Origin of the sequence: Kocuria sp. ZOR0020 (assembly GCF_000800955.1) — a bacterium.
Classification (GTDB): domain Bacteria; phylum Actinomycetota; class Actinomycetes; order Actinomycetales; family Micrococcaceae; genus Kocuria; species Kocuria subflava.
Genome location: NZ_JROX01000297.1, coordinates 1 through 3,104, shown reverse-complemented (window position 1 = coordinate 3,104; position 3,104 = coordinate 1). Strand labels below are relative to the sequence as shown.

4 protein-coding genes are annotated in these 3,104 nt (G+C 68.1%); 2 read left to right on the top strand and 2 right to left on the bottom strand.

Going from position 1 to position 3,104, the window contains the following annotated elements:
- Positions 1–422, bottom strand: a 422-nt coding sequence (locus L979_RS13235) for a single-stranded DNA-binding protein (protein ID WP_047692670.1), incomplete at its 3' end; no start/stop codon positions are given.
- Positions 423–503: 81 nt separating this feature from the next.
- Positions 504–1,919 carry a type IV secretory system conjugative DNA transfer family protein gene (locus tag L979_RS13230; protein WP_231559549.1) on the bottom strand — a complete coding sequence of 472 codons (1,416 nt, stop codon included), beginning with the start codon at positions 1,917–1,919 and terminating at the stop codon, positions 504–506.
- On the opposite strand from L979_RS13230, the gene L979_RS13225 reads away from it, so the two are divergent.
- Both L979_RS13225 and L979_RS13220 read left to right on the top strand, forming a co-directional pair.
- Complete coding sequence (locus tag L979_RS13225; protein ID WP_231559548.1) at positions 1,909–2,211, top strand: hypothetical protein; 303 nt, start codon at positions 1,909–1,911, stop codon at positions 2,209–2,211. The two genes, L979_RS13230 and L979_RS13225, sit on opposite strands and share 11 nt — an antisense overlap.
- Positions 2,208–3,026, top strand: coding sequence for a hypothetical protein (locus tag L979_RS13220; RefSeq protein WP_052209895.1), 819 nt, complete (start codon positions 2,208–2,210; stop codon positions 3,024–3,026). Before L979_RS13225 ends, L979_RS13220 begins: the two co-directional genes overlap by 4 nt.
- The last annotated feature ends 78 nt before the right edge of the window (positions 3,027–3,104 follow it).

Below are 3,104 nucleotides of genomic sequence, written 5' to 3'. Positions count from 1 at the left end.
GTCGCGGTGGACGGCACAGCCTGCTGAGGTGCGGCGAACGCGGGCGCGTCACGGCCGGAAGTGCGTTCGCTGCGATCCACTTCGTAGCGGGTGCGGGCGAGGTCGTGTCCGATGCGCGTCGCGATGAACTCCTCGCCTTCGTAGCGCTGGCCACCTCGCTCGTAGGAGTAGTCGCGCACCCGCCCGTCGGCGATGATGTTGTCGCCCTTGGCGAGCCGCTCGGCTCCCTGCTCGGCGGCACCGCGATACGCGATGAGGTCGTGGAAGGTCGTCTCCAGTTGCGTGAAGGTGTTATCGGGCTCCTTGCGGTAGTGCTCGATGCCGACCTTCATGTAGAGGCGCGCGTCGCCGCGCTCGGTGTAGCTGAGCTGCGGATCCGAGGCGACGAACCCGGAGATGGACTGGTGGGTGTGAATGGCCATGATGGCGTCCTCCTGAACTCGGGCGACCAGCCGTGTGTGGCCGCTGTGTCAGGCCGGTGCGCTTCCGTACCAGGTCTGCGCTCAGAGGGCCGGGCGGCGCAGTAGTGATTCGAGTTCGCTGCGGTCGCTGCGGAGCTGCGCGGCGTCGGGCCGGGTCGGCCAGGCGCGCAGGTCGGTGACGATGGGCGGCGCGGAGCGCAGCATCGTGATGCCGGTGCCGAATGGCAGGGTGCGGATGCGGTCGGGCGGCAGGATCGGGACGCGACGGATCGAGCGCTGGTTGGAGCGGGTGCCGTGGTCGCCGAGGGTCACGCTGTCGGTGTACTCGTCACGCTCGCCGATGAGGGTGGAGAGGTCTTGAAGGTCGCGACTGTTGGATGCGCCGCCGAGGATGATCTTGACGATGCTGGCGTCCCAGATCGCTCCGGCCTGATGCTCACTCCACCTGTCGCGAGCCTGGGCGAGGGACTGCAAGACCGGCATGGTCGTGATCCCAGTGCCACCGCCTTCGGCCATGAGCGTCGGCAGTGACGGCAGAGGGGCGAGGTTTCCGATCTCGTCGAGTGCGAGCAGCAGTGGTGGGTCGAGCCGTGCTCCGGGTGAGCGGGCGGCGAGCCGGCGGGCGGTTTCGATGAGGTCTTCGACGAACGCCGCGACAAGCGATGCGGAGGCTCCCGCTCCGACACCGGTGGCGAGCAGGTAGAGGGTGCCTTGTTCGGTGAGGAAGGTCTCGGGGTTGAAGTGTTCGTGCGGGCCTGGGGTGACGGCATGGAGCACGCGCGGGTCGGCGAGCGCGGCGAGTGCGAGGGAGACGCCTTGCCAGATGCTGTCGCGGGTCTTGGGGTCGGCGTCGATCATCGCGGCCAGGGAGTCGTCCCAACCCATCGCCGCGTTCGGGTGCGAGTTCAGGATCGCGACGGCCTCGGACGCCGCGCTGGGATCAAGAGTCCACCTGAACAGCTCGGCGGGCGGGCGGCCGTCCAGCGCGGCAGCGTGCAGCAGGCTCTGAAGTGTAGTGCGGGTCTTGCCCTCCCAGAACCCGCCGGACTCGACGCCTCCGGCGGACAGTCCCGTGGCGGCTGTGAGTCCGTTAGCGCGGATCATCGCCGTCAACGGATCGTCACAGCCGCGAATGGGTGACCAGCGCAGCCCAGCGGGGATGCCCTCGGCGAGGTGTTGGGGGTCGAACACGGCGACCGGCCCGCCCTTGCGGCGTCGAGCGCGGAGGGTCGCGGTGAGGTTGTCGGGTCTCGTGCTGGTGGTGACGACCGCGCCGGGGGCGTCGAGGATCGCGTTGATGACCACGTGCAGGCCCTTGCCGGAGCGGGGTGGGCCGATCAGCAGGATCGAGTCTTCGACCGATGCCCAGACCTTCGTCCCGCGACTGGCACCCAGGAGGTAGCCGACATCCTGTGGTTCGGGCGACTGCAAGGAGGGCCGCAGGGTGGCCGCGCGGTGAAGCAGTGCCTTCGCGGATGCTGCGGCCTTGATCTCCACCGACGCCGAAGACTTCGTGCTCCACGCCCGCAGCGACTCCGCGCTACACCGCCAGCAGTTCGTGCTCCACGAGCTTGCCCACATGATCCTCGGGCACTGCGACGGCGACGACTGCGCCGTCGAGGAGGTCTTGCTGCCCAACATCCCGCCGTACACCCGCGCACGGCTGCTCAGTAGGCAAGACCTCGACAGCGAAACCGAGATCGCCGCCGAGTCCCTCGCCGACCGGCTCGCCGCAGGCATCCGAGGGGCGGTGTTCGCCGAATCGGCCTACTCGGAGGTCTTCGGATGATCCAGACGCTCGTCGCGACGCTCATGTGGGCGCTCGTGGCGAGCCTGCTCATCTTCCGCCGCAAACGCACCGACCGCAGCGTCACCTACGCCGCCCTCACCATCGCCATCGCTATGACGCTGAACGTCGATGCCATCTACACGGTCGTCGATCCGCTCCTCGGCGGCACCAACATCGCCACGCTCATCGCGGACGCCCTGCTGATGACCGGGCTCTTCTTCCTCGGGCGCGGTGTCATGAAGTCCGGCGAGTACCGGCCCAGGCTCGTCCGCGCCGCCGTCAGTACGCCCGTCCTGCTCGTCGCGCTACTCGCGATCACCGCAGCATTCCTGTTCATCGACCGCGGTACCACCACAACACGATTCATGAGCGACCTCGGCGCGCAACCCGCAGCAGCGGTCTACTCGATCATCAACTTCAGCTACGGAACACTCGTCATCGCAACGATGCTCATCCTCGCCCTACGGCAGTATCGACACAGCACCGGCATCCAACGCCTCCCCGCAATGTTGCTGAGCCTGGGATCGGCGTTCGGCGTCGCGCTCTGCCTCGCCGTGATCGTCATGGACATCGCCCACGCCATCGGCCACCTCGACCTCATGCACGCCATCCAGGCCGCCTACGATCCGCTCTCCATCCTCACTTTCCTGTTCCTCTGCGCCGGGTTCGCGGCCCAGCCCGCCGTCCGCCGCGCCCAGCACCGCTCCCGGCGTCGACACACGATCTCGTTCACGGCGCAGCTGGACCCTCTCTGGCTCCGAGCGACGCGCGCGGCCCGGGCTCAGCCAGGCCGACCCCCTCGCTGCCAACAGTGAAGACCCCGAAGGACACCTCCACCGGGTGATCGTCGAAATCCGCGACGCGATGATCGACCCCCGCATCACCTTCGACAT

Coding starts and splice junctions, on each gene's coding strand:
- L979_RS13220 (WP_052209895.1), top strand. CDS start 2,208: ATGATCCAGACGCTCGTCGCGACGCTCATGTGGGCGCTCGTGGCGAGC.